This is a genomic window from Cyclobacterium sp., assembly GCF_014762705.1.
In the GTDB taxonomy this organism is placed as follows: domain Bacteria; phylum Bacteroidota; class Bacteroidia; order Cytophagales; family Cyclobacteriaceae; genus Cyclobacterium.
This window is the reverse complement of sequence record NZ_JABURL010000047.1, coordinates 1-19,144: the sequence shown is the minus strand read 5'-3', so window position 1 is coordinate 19,144 and position 19,144 is coordinate 1. Positions and strand designations below refer to the sequence as shown.

Genomic DNA, 19,144 nt, shown 5'->3' with positions numbered 1-19,144 from the left:
CCTTAGGAAATTAAGAATACGGGCAAGTTTTCGGAGGTAGAAGCCAGGAGTTCGTCAAGGTTTTGAACGGTGTCTATTCCCTTTGTAGCTGTTTGGTATTCCATAAATGTGCCTTCTTTGAAAACATAGGCCTGTTTACTTTCCGGATGGATGCAAACCAGCTTCACCCAATCGTTGGCAAACCATTCATAGGTTTGCTTTTGGATTTGGATGATTTTCAAAACGATGTCGGGGAAATGCTCGACCGTAATTAAAATCCGGAGTGGGTCATGAATATTGACCATTTGCAGAGGCAATCCGGTACGTAAATCCCCGTCCATCCCATTGGCCACACCTATCAGGCCCATTACATTGTGGGGTAGCTTACTTCCAGCTCCTAACCGGTCGTTATCTACTTTAGAAAAATAGTATTCTAAATTGATTCCACCGCATACCGGTGCTACCGCCTTGAGTATGCCCAACAGGTAGGTTCCTTCCGGATCAATTCGGTGGTCATATGAGTTTAGGAAGGCACGTTTATCCAAAAATAAGTGGCGGTTATTCTCCCGTTTTCCAATGACACAGAGTGCATTCGTTGCGTGGTTCCATTCCGGTCTGGTTACAAAAAGTGACATGGCTCTTTTTTTTACCTTTTCATGGACCTTCCTGGCCTCCTGACTGGAGTTGACGGTATTAAACCTTCTGGATCTTTCCTTTGCATTGTAATCCAAAGCAGTGTCGAAGGTTTGTTTGTTTCTTTCGTGCAGGAGTCTGTTGGCACTGATCAGAATCTCCTCATCGTAAAATTCCATTTCGTCTCTTGTGGTGTCATGCAGCCCGCCGACAAACTGTGTAGTTTCCGGAATAAGAATGCCTCTTTTGGTCAGAATTTCTCTTACTTCCGGCATGTTGCCAATAGCAGCAGCTACCCGGGCATTGACCGATCCGGACCGTCCGCTACAGGCTCCACAATCGTATCCAGCATAATGCGTATTGTTTACCGAACTCGCCCCATGGCCGATGACATAGACCAGCGGTGCAAAATTCTTCACCAGCCCTATGCTTTTCAACAATCCTTCTACTGCATTTGCCTTTTCTTCTAAAGTGAAACCTACCTGCAGACCCTGATGCAGGTGTTTGTGGTTTTGAGCGCTGATACTAAGTTTTCCTTTGGGATCCATATGCTTGAATGACGATACCATGGCAGGTGTTTCTGATGGGAAAAAGATGCTTTTGGCCAATTTCAATGCAGACCAAAACCCAACCGTTTGACTTATTGCCCATCCTCCAAAAATTCCCTTGGTATGCCTGCTGAAATGTACATCCTTTTCGTGTCTGATTTTGGATTCGGTTTCTTTAATCAGATGTGTTGGAGTGATTGGCGCAGGACATACTTTAGTCATGAACTTTCCATGTTCGGGCTGAAAGTAGAAAGGGAGGTTAAAGAAGCCCGCAGTGCCAAAGGTTTGCGCCTCCGGTTCAAACCGTTCCACGTAGCGTCGGATGGAACAACACCTGTCATCTATGCAAAACATCGCCTGAAAAGTCGCCTCTTCTTTAAAATCTGCCTCGTGGCTTAGCTGGAGTCCCTTAATGACCTGGTCATAATAGGTCCATTCCAAGGCTTCTTGCCATAATTTATGAATTTCAAAAAATTCCGAATAACTTAATTTATCGAATATCAGGGGTAGATCAGATGGAATCCATGCTGCCAAAGCGGCCCAACTCTCCCCCCTTCTTCTGTCCAGTGCATCAATTTCCAGCAGACACTCCAGAAAAATCAAGTCTTTGAGGCTGATTTTCCTTTTGTCCAGCAGACTGCTATCATTTTGCTCCAATACTGCTACCATACCCGACCAACCCGGGTGGGCAAATTGCTGATCGAAAAGATACTGCCCATGGTATCTCTCATTTCCTATCAGTAACTGCAGCAAATCCTCTAATTGAGTATGGGGGTCCAGGAGAAGTTTTCTTGCCCGCTTACTTTTGATAAAGGTGCTGAAACTGTTTTTTTCCAATTCCCTTATTGCAGCTAAAAATCCTTTGGTTTTTGCCGGGAACCTCCAGAGGGCAATACCCTGATCCAAATAGGAACTTACCAATCTAAATAATACCTGATGGACCTCCTTGTCGAGATTGAGATGGTATGCTTTTCTCCAGAATTTTCGGATTTGCCCCACCTTCGGCTCGGGATATGCCTTTACCGGCTGGTGAAGCAACAAGTTTTTCCAATGTGTCAGTTCATCCGCTCCTTTGTGGTTGAGAATTACCCGTTCCAGAATTTCCGCATTGATTTTCTTTTCGTGATAGCGTTTTCTGAAGTTTTCAATATTCCAATAAACCTTGTAACCGAAATTTTCTGCAGCTTCTTGCAGGGCCTGGTGGAAAGGTAAGTACTGGAAAGCATGCAATGTATTGTGATGCACAAAATCCTTTAGCGGGGACTGTGCAGGCAGGTAATGCGCTAATTCCCTGATAACTTTATCCAGGCCAGATGACACGCCATGCGTCATAATTCAGATTATTTAAGGTGGACTAATAAATTGTATTGACTGAAAAAACTTAGTTTTCTCTCTGCTCTTAATCCAGGTCTAAACGAAGGCTTTTAAAGAGTAGGTACAAAGATACTCTGTGATAAAAGATGAATGAAGGATTAAATAACAGGAAGGATTTCAGGATGGGTTGCTGCCCACGGAATCCACCGGAAATACCCGCCGTAGTTAGGCTTTGGCTGGATGATTTTTCTTCCTTATTCTCCTCCTCTTTTTCTTTTATTTCCTCCCGAAAGTAACCAGCCGTTTTTTCCGGGACCTGTTGCGGATCAGTTTGGGAGACCTGTGGTGGATAGATGGAAGCATCCCCGATATCGAATAAAGTACCTGGTAGCTGGAGACTAAGGAATGAAAAGAAAACTAAAAAAAGCATCCCCATTAATATACCTGAAACAGGACATTTCCGCTGATTCTTTTCTTCTTGAAGTTTGCTGGACATCGCTTACGTTTAAAATCCAAAAGTAAAGTAAATGGTATATAAACGAATAATTTTTTACTTTTTTAGAAAAGCAAAAGTAGCGTTATACCTTTTGCCCGGTGGTGACATCCATCACAAATGGGTGGTATTTAAAATGCATTTTCTCAGTCCATTTTTTAATCAGGAATAGAAGAAAAAAGCAGGTTTTGAGGAAAATAAGAGGTTTTTTCTTTTGTTTCTCATTAATGGATGTCTCGTTCCAAATCGCTTCTGTTCCATTTTGAAGTGATAGCAGCTGCTTTGTAGGTGCTCTGTAAAAAATCCCAGAGTATGCCTTCGGGGTCCTTTGATTCTTGTACGTTTTCGTATTTTAAGATAAATTCCCCCATTTCAACGCTGTAAAACGCTTCTTTGGGAAGGACTTTTTGTTCTCCAAAAAGCGGGTCAGCGGGATAGGCGTAAGCATAAAAGATGGGTGAGGGAAAGTCTTTAGATCCCGGCCAAAAACCTGCACTGCTAACTTCTTTGGAGTAAGCTTCCTGCATCACTTCCAGGGGCATGTTGGGAGCTCCACCAGCGTGAAGGGGTGCAGATCTTCCGGAAAAACGGGTGACAGCAAGGTCAAAAGCTCCCCAAAACAAATGTACCGGGCTGCATTTACCAATAAACTCACTTCTGAACCGGCTAAAAACAGCCTGTACCTTAGCCATGGCTTGCCAAAGGGTATGAGCGGCATTGGGATCATAGGATTTGTTAATCGTATTTTCTTTGAAAGGGATCGCAGTTTCCAGTTCATTTGGACTTCCATGGATGTTCACTATGATTCCCAGTTTCGAAAGTTTTTCGAATAGCTCCCTATAAAAATCTGCCACTGTCATGGGCCGGAGATCCATACGCTGGCTTGCCCCGTGGGCACAGGAGATGATCAGTTGATGCTGCATAAAATCAAAATCAATCTGGAAAAATCCGCCCTGATGAGGTATACCCTGGGTAGTAAATCCATGGGGACTCAGGTAAAGTGTGGTATGCCAGGAATGATTTTGCCAGGGCATGGTTCTCAGGCGGATTTTACCAACAATCTGTAACCATTGATGAAGGGTTTCAATTGTATCTTGTAATTCCCCGAAATTCAATACGGGCCAGGGTAGCGATGTGTCTTTTGATTCCATTTTTTTCCTTTTTTATTTCCTATAGTACTTGTTTTTCCGCCTGATGTGGACAAGCGCCTAAGGAAATAATTACCGATTGATCCGTTTTTATTTCATTTTTTAATGTTTCTCATTAAGAGAAAAGCTCAATGCTCCTGATGGGCAGGAATTTACTTGGGCTTTCAGTGCTGCTGTAGGAGCATTTTCTATGGCAATCCAGGGAGTAGCCTTCGGGTTATATACCTTAGGCAATGTTTTCACACAAATACCGGCATGCTGGCACAACTTGGGCTGCCAGTGGATAGTGATTTCACCGTTTGAATAGTTTTTCATGTTTTTTAAAGTTTAGTATCAAATTTCTACAATTATTTTTCGCCATGCATTCATCCAGATGAATAAATCAAGATAATTTGGATTGAGCCATTTTCGTTCTCAGGGTGCTGAGGGCCTGAGGGGTAATCCCCAAATAAGTAGCGATCATTCGTTGTGGAATACGTTCAGGCAACTCAGGGTATGTTTCCAGAAAATAGTTGTACCGGTCTATTGCAGGCACACTCATCATCATCAACACCCGCCGCTGCAAGGCCCCCATTCTCCGGTATAGGCGATCTGTATATCGCATAACCATTTCTTTGGAGACGTTCTTTTGGGATAAGATATCCTTGGCAAACACTATTAGTTCCGAATCTTCCAGGCAGTCGATAAACAAGGTACTTGGCTTCTGATACTCCAAAGATTCTATATCGGCAATGATCCAGTCTTCCGGAGCAAACATAAAAATATGCTCTTTTCCTTTACTGTCTATGATATAGCTCCTGACCAAACCCTTTTTTACATAATATTTACGGGCTTTTACATCTCCAGGATACTGAAGTATGTGCCCTTTTGGAAATTGCCTGTAGGTAGCACTCGGGTCAACTAGTAACAAGTCAATTAAATTTTCCATATGCATCAACTCCATACAAGGGTACCAAAGGCAGTATGGAATACTGAATATAGGATAAAAAAAGTAGGGATCAAAGAGGGGAGAGTTACCGGGCTGGTGTAAAAATGCGCTGGCCATATATCTTGTCATCAGCCTGGTAGAGGTCGAAGGCTGTCAGATCCAGACCTATTCTTTTTTCATTTTAAGCTCCCTAAAAAGCCGGCTCCCGGAAAAGGTAGCCCATCAATAAAACAGGATAGACTCAGGAGAATACTAAGAACTGTACTCGAAGATTGTGGGTAAAAGTAAAGTATGTTTTAAGGGAAATATATACTCAGAAAAAGTAAATAGAATCCATCTTTCTTGGAATAAAATGATATTTGATAATTTTCACCAATATGTATTAATCCAGAATAAAGCTGTTTATAAAATAAATTATATTATATATAGATCAAATCTAAATACATATTCAAAAATAAACTCTATAGTCAGATAGATAACCATAGAGTTTTCTTTAATTAGGCGCTGGCGAATTGATTACATCCAAATCCGGCACCGGTAATAAATTCTATTGATTTGGTATCCTGACTTACAGGTTTACCGTCATTTAATACCGGGATGATGTAATCAGGATCCATCTTTGATTCCAGATGACTCAATTTGTTGCATTCACCATAATTTTCTTTATTGGCAACAACAGGCGCCTTAGGTTCCCAGTAATTGCAATTTGAACATACATTTTTCATGATATTTTCTTTTTGGTTATACTGTATATACTACAACGATAAGGAATTGTTTCCTGTAAACCATATATGTGTGTAGTTTATAATTAAACCAAATTAACCTGATCTTATATATAAGACTTTAAGGGATGTATTTTTTGGAGAAGCAGCGTATAATAGCCAGCTCTTGATGGGTGAAACTGCAGTGTTTTATCTGAGGTTGCGCTTTGAATTTTAAACCAGGGCAATCTTTAACTTAACTGCCAGAGGATCATCATCAGCAGCTTTTAAGGGCAGGTGGGTGCCATTGAAATAGGAACCATACACTTTGAGAGTTAGCCGGGTGGCCCCATTTAAGGAAAAAAATAGCTGGTTTTCCTATGCAAAAGGGTGGATCCCTCTTTATTTTTGGCTTTTCAACAAGTATCCTAATGCCCCTGTAGACCAAAGGGCCCATAGGATTAAAACAGGTTGAAAGAAAAGACGGATCAGTCTTTTTTGATCCGTATCCAGGCCAAACGCACTGATACCATTGGTATATTGTGAGATATTTCCCGGAAATATCAAAATGTAAAATGCCGCCAGAGTAATGCCAACCTTAATTTGCTGCTTCCAGAGAAAAATCATGGACAGACCAAGACAGATCTCCACTATCCCTGAGGATAGGACCACAAAATCCATAAAGGCAGGATCATCTGGGAGCCACCTGGGCACCTGGGCCTGAAATTCCTGTCTTTGAAAGGTCAAATGGCCAATGCCCGCAAGGGTCATCAAACTGCCCAATAGTATCCGTAAAAATTTTTGAAGTAGATTCGTTTTCATCTATTGATAAATGTACCTGCTTTGTAGGGCAATACAAGGTTTATCATTGAAAAAATGGTATTTCATTACCAGGAGTGGAAAAAATATTCGCCAGGTTTTTTTTGCAATTTGGAATTGTGTCAGAAATCTTGGCCTTGAAGGCTTCATCATATACCATTTTTCGGAAATGATGTCTAAAAAGTAATCGTACCTGTTATCCTTTGAATCCGTATGCGGTGAACCCTTTGTAATAAAATTGGATAGAAGTTCCCGATAATATTGACGACCGAAATCATGAGAAAAATTAGGGTATGCCCTTTTTCCAATAAGAGAAAAGAGACAAATGAAATGAGAATAAAGGCTCCCAAATGCCCGAATTCGGATTGCCTGCCATCGAAGTATTTTTTCCGGTACTTTTCCTTACCCCAATAAGCAAAAAGCAACATTCTTTTAAAAACATCTACTCCCAATAGCCCATAAATCCTTTTCAGTAATTTTGGGTTTCGGATCCGGAAGTAAGCATCCGGGAGAAGCCTACTGGCAGCGAAGACAAAACCCGGAAAGGCAAATACCCCCGTAAGAAAAACGAACAAAAGAAAAGCCAGGATAGCCGACTCAAAAACCGTCAAACCAGTGCTGCTGTCAATCAATAATCCTTTGACCATTTCATAAGACCGAAAGGCCAGAAATAAGGAGAGGAGAGGGAAACCTATTTTTTTACCCATACTAAAAACGAACTGAAGCGAAATGAACAACTTTTTTTGTAAAAATCAATACAAGAGCACAGCTCTTTTTGGATTTTGTGTAATTCCCTGGGATTACTTTTGGATTTTATGTGGATTCGAAGCATCCTTTTTCTGACTATATTGTCCGGATAGCTTTGGGCAATTTATTTCCCAGAAATAAAGGTATTCCTTTTGGCAAATTGCATAAGTAATTTAAGTTGAATAACGATGGTCCTGATGCCTTGAATAAATTATAGGGGGTGCTCAAGTGGTTTATGGCCCTCAGTAAACCATGCAATTATTGTTTATTTTTACTTTTAATGTTTATTTATATTGGATAAAAACTCAATGAAAACCCCTGAACTGTAAGCCTAAAATGCTGAAAATCAAGCTGAATTACTCCGATGACTTAGGGTAGCACTCAAGTCCTTTGAAATAGAATGACCCGCCATTCCGTAAATTCGTTTTTTTACCTGTTGAGCATAAGACTTTTATCCATTAATTAAAACCTCCAATCTTGCCTACAGGCAATTTCCACTGCCATAAACCCATTTCGGATAAGATACCATATTTTTTGGTTAAGATGTAGGATACAAAAAAGCAGACTACAATCTATCTTAGCCTATCCTTTAACTCTTAACCAACGCATATGAAATCGAGCATGAAGTAATCGACAAAAAAGAGGATGATTTACGTTGCGAGATTCCATGTGACCGCTAAAAAAACAAATTATAACCATATGAAAAACTTTACCCTACATGCCCTGGCCCGCAAGGCTTCTTTGTGCCTTGGGCTCTTATTGTTGTTCACCGGTGCCTACGCACAGAACCGGGTGAGCGGCACAGTGCAAAATGAAGCCGGCGATGCCTTGCCCGGTGTAAGTGTATTGGTGGTGGGTACCACTACCGGCACGGTTTCGGATGTCGAAGGAAAGTACGACCTCAATGTCCCCGAAGGTTCACAGCGCCTGGCCTTCTCCTTTATCGGTTTTGAATCCCAAAACCTGGACATCAATGGCCGCAGTACCCTTGATGTGGTGTTGCGGGAAGATTCCCAGGCCCTGGGCGAGGTGGTGGTTACCGCTTTCGGTGTTCAGCGTGAAAGAAAGGAATTGGGCTATACCGTCCAGGCATTGAAACCGGAAGACCTGACTTCAGCGAATGATTTTAACCTGGTGAACTCCCTGAGTGGAAAAATCGCCGGGGTACAGGTGACCAACAGCGGCTCCCAGGTAGGAGCATCTTCCAGAATAGTCATCAGGGGAAATGCTTCTTTTTCGGGTAATCAGCCTCTTTTTGTGGTAGATGGGATTCCCATCGACAACAGCAGCAGCAACCTGGGAGGTGCAGGTGGGTTGGATTATGGCAATACAGCGGCCGATATCGATCCGGAAAACATTGCTTCCCTTACTGTGTTGAAGGGAGCCAATGCAGCCGCACTTTATGGCAACAGGGCCACACATGGTGTCATTTTAATTGAAACCAAAAAAGGGAAGCAAGGAAAAATGGGCCTGGGAGTGGAACTGAACTCTTCTATGGTTTTCGACGTCCCCAGCTTTTTTATGAATTTCCAAAACGAATACGGACCCGGACAAAGGGGCGGAGAGTACGATTGGCAGCAATATTTGGAAAACAATCCCGGCTCCAACCTGAGTTACAACGAATATGCCAAGCAAAACAGTTACAACTATGTAGACGGTATAGGCGGTGGAATTAATGAGAACGCCACTTCATGGGGTCCTCGCTATGATGCCGGATTGCTGCTGGACCAATGGGTTAAAGGCCCTAACAGCCCCTGGGAATCCATGCCTAATAATATCCATGATCACTACTTTCAGACTGGAAGAAACTTTGTCAATCAGGTGGCGGTAACTGCAAAGGGCCAGCAAGCCTATGGTCGGGTTGCCTTCTCCAACCGGCAGATGAATGGTACCTTTTTCAATACTGACCAAACCGTTAACACGTTTAATGCAAGTCTTACTTTGCTGCCAACCGACAAACTGAAGGTAAGTACAGACTTCAATTATGTCAACCGCTTCAGTGATAATATCCCGGTGGTTTCTTATGGTTCCATGACCAAGCTGGCCTGGGGCGCTTTCCGGAATATTCCCCTGGACGAGGTTAAAAAAGTTTATGAGGAGCATGGCAATGAAATGGGCAGTGGATACAATCTGAACGCCAATAATTTCTATTATGAGCTGGAAAACACCAACAGCATGAACCGGCAGCGGTTTTTTGGAAATGTCAATATAGACTACCAGCTTAATGATTGGCTTTCGGCCAATTGGGTTACGGGCATGGATTATTACAATGAAGAGCGGGAATCCATTACCCTCTCCAGAACCAGAGCCAACATCAACAATAATAGAGGAGGACAGTTCTCGCTTTCAGATCAAAGCAGACAGGAATTTAACAGCGATATCAGGCTGAACATCAATAAGCAATTTGCCAATGATTTCTCACTGGTAGCTTTGGTAGGGGGTAATTTCAGGCAGAACAAATTCAACTCCCTTTCCCTAAGTGCTCCCGACCTGGCAGTTCCGGACCTATTCAATATTTCCAATGTAAGGGGTACACCTGGTACAGGTATGTTTGAAAGCCTTCGGGAAACCTACAGTATCTATTCCTCTGCAACACTGGGCTATAAAGGCTATTTGTTCCTGGGTGCCACTGGAAGAAACGACTGGAGTTCTACCTTGCCTGTAGAAAACCGTTCTTATTTCTATCCTTCGGTAAACATGGCCCTTACGCTTTCGGATGCCCTGGATTTTAATTCGTCTATCTTCAGCCATGCCCAGGTGCGTGCCAGTTTGGCTCAGGTAGGATCTGATACAGACCCTTACCAGCTTATGGGTACCTATGGAACGACTTCTTTTAACAATATTTCCTTATTCACCCCCACGGCGGTAAAACCACCAACCAACCTTTTACCCGAAATGACTACTTCCTTTGAGTTGGGAGCTGATTTACGGTTTTTTGATGACAAGCTATCTCTGGATGCCACCTATTACCGGCAGGTAACGGAGAACATGATTCTCCAGGTGCCAACAGCCAGATCCACCGGCTATGCATCTCAATTGATCAATGCGGCTGAGATCGAAAACAAGGGTATAGAATTGATCTTACGGGCCAGGATGATGCAAAGAGGAGACTTTTCCTGGGATGCCACGGTAAACTGGGCAAAAAATACCAGCACGGTGGTGTCATTGTATCAGGGCTTGGAAAATATCACTATCAGCTCCGGTTTTGGCGGAGTGCGCCTGGTGGGCACTCCAGGACAGCCCTGGGGCGACCTGAGCGGCCTTCCCTATGTACGGGATGATAATGGCAATATCATGATCAGTCCCAACGGTACCCCCATGACCACCAATCAACAGGTGATTTTGGGAAATGTTACCCCGGACTGGATTGGCGGCATTCAAAACAGCTTCAGGTACCGCAATTTCACCTTTGGCGGTTTGTTTGACTTCCGAATGGGCGGCGATTTCTTTAGTACAACAATGTGGCATTCCTACCCTACCGGGGCTTTTGAGAACACCGTTCAAAATAATGTCAGGGAAGAAGGAATTATTGTAGATGGCGTAAAAGGAGATGGCTCCCCAAATGATATCCGCATTTCAGCTCAGGATTATTACAACGGTTCCTGGGTATGGAACAACCATGAATACTCTATTGTGGATGGTTCCTTTATCAAGCTTCGGGAATTGACCTTTGGCTATCGTTTCAATATCTGGAAATTACAAAATGTAAACGTCTCTGTTTTTGGCCGAAATCTGGCCATTCTGCACCGAAGTGCAAGAGCCAGGGAGCTTGGACTTGATCCGGAATCCGCATCTCAGATGGGCGGTGGAGAAGCAGGTACCGGGTTTGAAAACTTTATGCCTCCAACAAACCGCTCCTATGGATTTAACTTGCGGATTTCCCTTTGAGGGTTGCCTGCAAAAAGGGAAAAATTGATAATTTGCTAAATGTCCTTAAAATGAAACATATAATAACATCTAAATTAACCGGTTTGGTTTTACTTGCTGTGCTGCTATGCACGGCATGTACGGAAGATTGGAATGAAATGAACATCAACCCCAACCAGCCATCAGAGGTGCCCGCCAGTAATGTACTTGGTGCAGGCATGACAGTAGTGGCCGGTCAGTTGTTTGGCGAGCGGATAGGAATCTATTATGCGGGAACCTGGTCTGGTCAGCTGGCTGCCATTGGCGCAGGAGATTACGAGTTTCGGGTAGATATCAATAACGGACAATGGGATAACCTGTATAGGGCCATGGCGTATTTTGTGGATGCAGGTAACATCGCCAGGGAAGAGGGAAATCAAAATCTGGAGGCCGTATCCCTGATCATGAAGGCCTATACGGCCCATCAGGTAACGGATATGTGGGGAGATATCCCTTATACGCAAGCCTTTCAATTGGATGCAGAGGGGATATTGAGCCCTGAATTTGATTCTCAGGAGGTGGTGTACAATAAAATTCTTTCTGAATTGGCAGCAGCCAATACCATGCTCGATCCCAATGGCATGGCACTGGGAGTAGGGGATTTTATTTATGGAGGAGACATCATGAAATGGAAAAAGTTTGCCAATTCCATTAGGCTGAGAGTAGCCATGCGCATGTCTTCTGTCGCTCCTCAGGATGCAGCAGCGGTGATAGGTGAAATTTTAGGGAATCCCGCTACCTATCCGGTATTCGAGGAACACACGGACAATGCTTATTTAAACTGGCCGGGAGTAAGCTCCAACATAGAGCCCTGGAGGCAAAGATTGGGAACTCCCACCAATAAAAATGACCAGTACAGGACCAATTTTGATTTGATAAACCTACTGGAAAACCTGGACGATCCCCGCCTTCCGGTTTATGCGGACAGGAATCAGAATGGCGTTTTCAACGGTTACAAAATGGGCATAGGGCAGACCAGCGACCCGATGAACTCCAATGCAAATGTGTCCCATATTGGGGATCGCTTTGGTTACGATGATATGGGTTTTTCCCCCTTTATGAATGCATCTCAGGTATGGTTTATCAAGGCGGAGGCTTATGAAAGGGGGCTGGTTTCCGGAGGCAGTAGCCAGGAAGCCTATGAGAAAGGCATTGAAGTATCCCTGGAAGAAAATGGTGTCGAACCGGAAATGATCAATGCCTACCTGCAAAATTCAGGTGTGGCCTGGGATTCCGGCTCCTCAACTAATCTTGAAAAAATCCGGTTACAGAATTGGATTGCCCTTTACAAGCAAAGTGTGGAAGCATGGGCCGAGGTGAGAAGAACAGATGTACCTTTGCTGGACAAAGTTTCCAATGATTATGCCAGCAGCCATAACCGGCCACCTTTCCGCATGTCTTATCCAGCAAATGAAATTGCCCATAACCAAAGCTTTCCTTCTGATATTGAAGAAGAGGATATCTTTTATGGCATACAGCTCTGGTGGGATACCCGGACAGGTGTGGAATAGGAATGCAATAAATCTTATAAAACAATATGTATCTACGAATTTTAATAAGTGCATTGTTATTGGGAATCAGTGGAATGATCGTTCATTTATCCGGGCCCATAAACAAAAAATCAACAAGTGTCAGGTATGAGATTTCGCAAAGAGCAAATGGACTTCACGGGTACATTGGCTACAGTTCGCCGAGGCGGCCGGATGGCTTTGGAGCTGGGATTGGCTTTTATACTGCCGTCTGGCCTTTGGTGGAAAAACCACTGGCGGGCTTCCAGATAGGTTTGCCGGGAAACTGGATTATTCCGGACAATCCGGATAACAAGGATATTCCCTGCTGCCCTGAGGGTACCATAGCCCGAACCTGGGAGCCCAGAGGCCCCACATGGGCCAGTGTTTTCCAAACCCAGGAGGGCGGTTTGGGTTATTGGCGCGGAAATCGTTACCATTATGGGCCACCCAAATTCAGCATGAACGGTGTACCCAATTGCTACAATTCGGAAATTGCCTCTCCTGGCTGGCCTTTCTTCTACCGGGCGGAAGCCCTACCGGAGGATGAACTGGGTATTGCCCAATTGAGCAACCGGATAGTGGTGCCTCCAGATGGGATTACCTTTGTGGAGGATCTGGACGGTAAGTTTTTGGGTTACACGCACATGATGCTCCCGCTTACGGAGAAGAGGGACGGCCCGCCACCTACAGGAGACCAAAGCTGGACTTTGTTTCTCAATGCAGCGAATTTCAAAGGCCCTGTGGCCTATTACATCCCAGAAATGTGGAGCAGGTTATCCGAAGATTATCCTGCCATAGAAGGTATGGGACTAGATGCAAGGGAAGGGACCATGGGTGGTGGCGGAGCCATGGAAATCAATACCGTTCCCTCCTTCGAAATGAAGACAGAAGAGGGTGACTTGTTTATCAAAATTCCCCAGTTGCAGTTTCCGGTGGATGAAAATGGCCGATCAGTCCTTGTCCAGGATGTCACTTATTACTCCAAAGATGCCTTGTTCAATCCGGTAAAGAAATGGAAAAAGGGTGGAGAAGCCGTATCAGGAGCATTTAGTGAAGCCCATTCCTGGAAACCTGATATCAGCCCCAGGAAAATTTCGCTGGACCAGGGAGCCCAGTTAAATGCCGGTGGTACGCACTTGGGGAAATTGGAAAATGTGGTAGAAACCATCGTTAATGAGACCAATGCATTTGGTTTGCAATGGCAGGAAAATCCTTTTGGTGCCAAAGGCCTTTTCCCACAATATTTCAAACAGGAAGGAGATCTGCGCATACCCATTCCGGACGAGGACGTTCCGGCCGAACTAAAAGCCAGTACTTTTGCTTCTGCCGAAACCGAGGAACAATACATCAATTGGAGGGATGGTAATGAAATCGTTCCGGGAAATTTCAGGATTGACAAAGACCTCGCCTACACCTCCCCCGAAACCGGTGCCTGGGCCAATCCAGGTCCGGCTTCAGCGGCATTTTCGGTTGATTTAAAAGATGGCTCTACAGTAACCTACAAATGGTACCGCTTTATAGATCAGCCTTCTTTTCAGCAGTTTGACTGGAGCAGGGAGGAAAAAGAAGCCTTACAGGCCATTGTAGAAAAGATCCATAAAAGCTGGACCATTGACAAAACTTATATGGCTCCACCTACAACGGGAGAACTGGTAGCCATTGATCCTGTACTTATACTGACACCCCCGGCAGGCATGGAAGTGGGCTATGTGCCCATTGTGGTGCGCCAGGAAAGGAAGATGACTGCTTCCAATGGGTCAAAATTGCCTCGATTGGCTGATTTATAGGATAAATATTAGAAAAACATACTACCGGCTGACTAAAAGTTGCTTAATCACCCCTCTTTTTAGTCACTATAATCACCAACAAATACCCAAAAGATGCCGGTAGCTTTTGGGTTTTGTTTAACCTGCTGTCCTGGCAATATATTGTGGTTTACCTTGACACATAGACCCGACAAGATGCGGATTATGATAGGGAATAAAAAATGGATATGGATGTTTTTGGTTCTTTTGAATTTTACTGTCATTTCCGCCCGTTCCCAAAATGAAGCTCCGCCCCGTCCAAACATTATCATTTTTCTCACCGATGACCTGGGTTATGGTGATCTGGGTAGTTACGGCCATCCATTTATCAAAACACCTCATTTGGACCAATTTGCCAAAGAGGGGGTAAGGATGACAGATATGCATTCGGCTGCATCGGTTTGCTCCCCTTCCCGTGCTGCTATCCTCACCGGAAGAAACGGGTATCGCAGCGGATTCTACAATATTGCTGGTTTTTTTGGTACCACACTGGACAGAAATGAAATCACCCTGCCTGAATTGCTGCAGGAAGAGGGTTATGAAACCGCATTTTTCGGCAAATGGCATTTGTCCAAATTGGAATCTCCGGAGGAAGTTTCGGTAAACGAAATGGGTTTTGACTATTCCCTGGCCACTTCGGTCAATGCTTTTGGGACAGGACCCAGGAATCCGGAAAAATTCATAAGGAATGGTGTTCCCGAAGGGCCTATGGAAGGCTGGTATGTAGACATCGTGTCCCGGGAAGCCGCAGATTGGATCTCCGGGAAAAGAAATAAAGACAAACCCTTTTTTATCATCATTTCTACCAACGAGCCGCACACCCCAATAGATCCTCCCAAAGATTTTGCCAGCATGTATGATACGGTAGCGTTGAGAAGCTTGACCCAACAGATTTCCTATGGGGGTGTGAAGCGGCCGGAAAAGGATATCTTTCAATATGCAAAGGAATACTATGGTACTGTATCTCAGGTAGATGATAGCTTTGGTGCCTTGATGCAGTTTATTGATAAGCAGGGCCTGAGGGATTCTACGCTGGTTGTTTTTACCAGTGACAACGGTCCTGAATACCCAGTTACCCTGGAGGAATCTCACGGAGAATGGGAGGACCCCATCCGGGACAAATGCTTTGGCACCCCTGGAGTTTTGCGGGGAATGAAGCGTTTTCCCTATGAAGGAGGGCATCGGGTACCGGGATTGATACGATGGCCGGGACACATTCCTGCCGGAACAGTAAGCAATCAATTATTTAATGGTACCGATTTTTTACCTACCATTTGTAAACTGACAGGTGCCGCTGTTCCTAAAGACAGAACCATTGACGGGACGGATGCATTTAATGCGTTTCTGGGAAAGGACTACGAAAGAGAGGTTTTGCCGATTTGGTTTTTTCTATTGAATTCATCCCACATGCCGGGTATGGCGCAGATGGCCATGCGCTACGAAGATTATGTTCTCGTGGGCAAGCTTGCCCCCAGACGGGAAATTTTTGACCTTATCCCGAAGGAAGGAAATTTTCCTGCTGTGGATTGGCTAAAAACAGCCGTTCCGGATACTTTTGAATTGTACCACATTAAAAATGATCCTGGCCAAACCACTGATATTGCCCAACAGGAATACGCCACCTATTTGGAATTGATTCCTAAAATGCAGCAGCTGTGGCTGGATATCAGGGACGAAGGTCCCTGGTGGGGCAGAATCCCCAATTAATCGAATAAAAAATGTTTTTTATTAGTCGGATTTGAATTATATTTTGAAAATAGAATACTTCTTAATCTTATGAATGTAAAATTTACTGCCTGGTACATCCCAATAATTGTATTGCTATTCCTGGCCTGCCAAAAGAGCTCAGATAAGGTGTCGGTATCGGACGTTGCTGGTGCTGGTTTTATTCTTCAGGAATCCGATTTACCGGACTACGAAAAAAACATCGACCACAAGGGCCTGCTTCAAGCATTGGGAGACCGGCATGGAGAGTCCATGCGTACCGGAGAGCATATCTATACCAACACCTGCATTACCTGTCACGGAAATCCGGAACAGGAAGGCTCCCTTCCTACCGCATTTAAATTTTGGGCCGACACCTTTAAAGTGGGCGAGGATCCTTATGCCATCTACCAAACCCTCACTCGCGGGCATGGTGCTATGCCTCCTCAGGTCAATCTGACACCTGTGGAAAAATATGATGTCATTCATTACATTAGAGAAACTTTTGTTTCAAAGGAAAATCCCGCGCAGTATTTTAACATCAATGAGGAATACCTGGCCAGTTTGCCGGAAGGTACAAGTAGAGGGCCCGAGCCCAGGGAATATAAACCCTGGGAAGAGATGGATTACGGGAATTTTTTAATCAACACCTATGAACTGGTAGATGAGGGTGCTCCTCCCCGGGAACGCTCCACCGGCCCGGTACAACCCCTTCCCGATGAAGACTTTGGGGATGCGAATTTTGCCTATAAAGGAATAGCTGTAAGGCTGGACAATGGCCCCGGTGGGGTAGCTGCAGGTAAAGCCTGGATGATGTTTGACCATGACCTGATGCGTGTAGCAGGAGCCTGGACAGGAGATGGATTTATCGACTGGGAAGCTATATTGTTCAACGAAAAGCACAATATTTCACCGAGGACCATCGGCAAGCTGCATGTGGAAAATGAGACAGGTCCGGGCTGGGCACATCCTGAGACGGGTACTTTTGCCGATCCCCGATTTTTGGCAAGAGATGGAAGGAGATTTGGACCCCTTCCCAAAGAATGGACACATTTTGAAGGGCTTTATCCTTACGAAAACCGCCTTATCATGACGTATACGGTTGGTGAAGCCCGGGTTTTGGAAACTTTTGGACTGGATTCACTGGAGCATCAACCGGTTTTTATCCGTACATTGAATATCGAGCCAGCGGAAGGCCTCTTGAAAATGCGGGTAGCTCCTCTGGGCGCTGCAGTGGCATTGACTGGAAAGGGAGCAGTATTGGCTGAAGAAAATGGTTTCCAGGTTGTAAATATAACTGCTTCCGAACCCGTAAAGATTAAAATATTCATGGCCGCTTCAAGCGTTTCCGGCCTGGAAGAATGGGCCAAATCCTCGGATCTTCCAGCTTCCCTGGAGCAATACACCAAGGGAGGTCCGGCTCGTTTTCCGCAACTATTGGAAACCAATATTCTGCAGGGAGAGCAGAAGGGTGCCTTTCAGGTGGATATCCTCAACCCGCCTTTCAATAGTCCCTGGAAAAACCAACTACGTCTGAGTGGACTGGACTTTTTCCGGGATCGAAATAAAGCAGTGGTATGCGCAACGGACGGGGATGTATGGCTGGTGGAAGGCTTTACTGAGAACAAGCATACCCTGACCTGGCAAAGAATTGCTTCCGGTTTGTTCCAGCCATTGGGAATCAAGGTGATTGATGAAGAGATTTTCGTTACCTGCCGGGATCAAATCGTTCGTTTGCATGATTACAATGGGGATGGCGAAGCAGATTTTTACGAAAGTTTCAACAACGACCATCAGGTAACCGACCATTTTCATGAATTTGCCATGGGACTCCAGGCCGATGCGGAGGGCAACCTCTATTATGCCAAAAGTGCCCGGCATGCCAGGGAAGCATTGGTTCCGCAGCATGGCACCCTGATCAAAGTTAGCCCGGACGGTGAGCATACGGAAATTATCGCTACCGGATTCAGGGCAGCAAACGGTGTATGTCTTAATCCCGATGGATCCTTTATCGTTACGGATCAGGAAGGACACTGGAATCCCATGAACAGGATCAACTGGGTAGAAGAAGGGGGATTTTACGGAAACATGTTTGGCTTTGACCCACCTGCAGACAGTACCGATTCCGGGATGGAGCAGCCGCTGGTATGGGTGGAAAGGGAAAGAGACCGTTCTCCTTCAGAACTGCTATGGGTGGACAGCGAAAAATGGGGGCCTCTGAACGGTAAATTATTGAGTTTTTCCTATGGCTATGGCAAGGTGTATCTGGTGCCTTTTGAAAAAGTGGACGGACAGGTTCAGGGGGGTATTGTCGAGTTACCTTTGCCCCGATTTGCTACGGGTGTAATGCGCGGGCGCTTCAATCAGGATGACGGGCACCTGTACCTCTGCGGCTTGTCCGCCTGGGGATCTACCCAGCCCCAGTTGGGGGGACTTTACCGCATCCGGATGACCGATAAGCCTGTGCATATACCGGTAGGCATTCAGGCGCAGCAGGATGGGATATTGTTGACTTTTTCGGAAAAAATGGATGAGAGCAGTGTGCAGGACTTGGCCAACTATTCAGTGGCCACCTGGGATTTGTTGCGGTCCAGAAAATACGGCTCCAAGCATTACAACGAAAAGAATTTGACCATTACTGCTGCCGAGCTGGGAGCAGATGGTAAATCTGTGAAGTTAAAAATGCCTGATATCGAACCCACCTGGGTGATGGAAATCAATTACCAGCTAAAAAGTGAAAAAGGAGATGAAGTGGAAGGCCTGGTCCAGAATACCATTCACCAGTTGGGGGAGGCTGCTGCTATTTAAGCGGTCAATTTCAGTTAAAAAACATTAAGGCATATTAGCTTAAATGAGGCTGTCCGAAAAGGGCAGCCTTTTTTATGCGGCTATTTTTCTGGAATATTCG

13 protein-coding genes are annotated in these 19,144 nt (G+C 44.8%); 5 read left to right on the top strand and 8 right to left on the bottom strand.

What is annotated here, in order from left to right:
• Positions 1-2 precede the first annotated feature (2 nt).
• From HUJ21_RS08840 to HUJ21_RS08805, 8 genes are all read right to left on the bottom strand, one after another.
• Complete coding sequence (locus tag HUJ21_RS08840) at positions 3-2,492, bottom strand: DUF2309 domain-containing protein (protein ID WP_291368882.1); 2,490 nt, start codon at positions 2,490-2,492, stop codon at positions 3-5.
• A gap of 67 nt (positions 2,493-2,559) precedes the next feature.
• A complete protein-coding gene (locus HUJ21_RS08835; RefSeq protein WP_291368880.1) occupies positions 2,560-2,970 on the bottom strand; it encodes a hypothetical protein in 411 nt (136 codons plus the stop codon).
• Positions 2,971-3,191: 221 nt separating this feature from the next.
• The gene (locus HUJ21_RS08830; protein WP_291368878.1) at positions 3,192-4,118 is read right to left on the bottom strand and encodes a DUF5996 family protein; all 927 of its coding nucleotides are present in this window, start codon (positions 4,116-4,118) and stop codon (positions 3,192-3,194) included.
• 99 nt (positions 4,119-4,217) lie between these two features.
• A complete protein-coding gene (locus HUJ21_RS08825; RefSeq protein WP_291368876.1) occupies positions 4,218-4,430 on the bottom strand; it encodes a (4Fe-4S)-binding protein in 213 nt (70 codons plus the stop codon).
• A gap of 67 nt (positions 4,431-4,497) precedes the next feature.
• Positions 4,498-5,043 carry a Crp/Fnr family transcriptional regulator gene (locus HUJ21_RS08820; RefSeq protein ID WP_291368874.1) on the bottom strand — a complete coding sequence of 182 codons (546 nt, stop codon included), beginning with the start codon at positions 5,041-5,043 and terminating at the stop codon, positions 4,498-4,500.
• Positions 5,044-5,540: 497 nt separating this feature from the next.
• Positions 5,541-5,768, bottom strand: a complete 228-nt coding sequence (locus HUJ21_RS08815) for a hypothetical protein (protein WP_166148324.1) — start codon at positions 5,766-5,768, stop codon at positions 5,541-5,543.
• Between the two features lie 378 nt (positions 5,769-6,146).
• Entirely contained in the window at positions 6,147-6,566 is a 420-nt protein-coding gene (locus tag HUJ21_RS08810) for a hypothetical protein (RefSeq protein ID WP_291368872.1), read from the bottom strand.
• 173 nt (positions 6,567-6,739) lie between these two features.
• Positions 6,740-7,270, bottom strand: a complete 531-nt coding sequence (locus HUJ21_RS08805) for a hypothetical protein (protein WP_291368870.1) — start codon at positions 7,268-7,270, stop codon at positions 6,740-6,742.
• 739 nt (positions 7,271-8,009) lie between these two features.
• Between HUJ21_RS08805 and HUJ21_RS08800 the strand changes: the two genes are divergently transcribed.
• The 5 genes from HUJ21_RS08800 (at position 8,010) to HUJ21_RS08780 (ending at position 19,044) form a co-directional block, all read left to right on the top strand.
• On the top strand, positions 8,010-11,198 hold the full coding sequence (locus HUJ21_RS08800) for a SusC/RagA family TonB-linked outer membrane protein (RefSeq protein WP_291368868.1): 3,189 nt from the start codon (positions 8,010-8,012) through the stop codon (positions 11,196-11,198).
• Positions 11,199-11,248: 50 nt separating this feature from the next.
• On the top strand, positions 11,249-12,727 hold the full coding sequence (locus HUJ21_RS08795) for a SusD/RagB family nutrient-binding outer membrane lipoprotein (RefSeq protein ID WP_291368866.1): 1,479 nt from the start codon (positions 11,249-11,251) through the stop codon (positions 12,725-12,727).
• 26 nt (positions 12,728-12,753) lie between these two features.
• Positions 12,754-14,514: a hypothetical protein gene (locus HUJ21_RS08790; protein WP_291368864.1), complete on the top strand. Its 1,761-nt coding sequence runs from the start codon at positions 12,754-12,756 to the stop codon at positions 14,512-14,514.
• Between the two features lie 183 nt (positions 14,515-14,697).
• Positions 14,698-16,239, top strand: coding sequence for a sulfatase-like hydrolase/transferase (locus HUJ21_RS08785; RefSeq protein WP_291368862.1), 1,542 nt, complete (start codon positions 14,698-14,700; stop codon positions 16,237-16,239).
• A gap of 69 nt (positions 16,240-16,308) precedes the next feature.
• The gene (locus HUJ21_RS08780; RefSeq protein ID WP_291368860.1) at positions 16,309-19,044 is read left to right on the top strand and encodes a DUF6797 domain-containing protein; all 2,736 of its coding nucleotides are present in this window, start codon (positions 16,309-16,311) and stop codon (positions 19,042-19,044) included.
• Positions 19,045-19,144: the final 100 nt, after the last annotated feature.